This is a genomic window from Bacillus cereus group sp. BfR-BA-01408 (assembly GCF_022663305.1).
Lineage (GTDB): Bacteria > Bacillota > Bacilli > Bacillales > Bacillaceae_G > Bacillus_A > Bacillus_A pacificus.
This window is the reverse complement of record NZ_JAKUFF010000245.1, coordinates 1-290: the sequence shown is the minus strand read 5'-3', so window position 1 is coordinate 290 and position 290 is coordinate 1. Positions and strand designations below refer to the sequence as shown.

Genomic DNA, 290 nt, shown 5'->3' with positions numbered 1-290 from the left:
AATACAAGGTCCGACTGGGGCAACAGGAGATACGGGAGCAACAGGTGCGACAGGGGAAGGCACTACAGGCCCAACAGGAGTAACCGGTCCAACAGGCCCATCTGGAGGACCTGCCGGACCGACCGGCCCAACGGGGCCATCAGGTCCGGCGGGAGTAACAGGTCCATCTGGTGGACCACCTGGCCCAACAGGAGCAACTGGGGCGACAGGAGTAACAGGAGATACTGGGGCAACAGGCTCAACTGGAGTGACAGGAGCGACGGGAGAAACGGGAGCAACCGGAGTGACGG

At 62.4% G+C, this 290-nt stretch carries 1 protein-coding gene; it reads left to right on the top strand.

The annotated features are described in order from the left end of the window. A partial coding sequence (locus MR083_RS27140; RefSeq protein WP_242270124.1) for a hypothetical protein occupies positions 1-290 on the top strand: 290 nt, incomplete at both ends.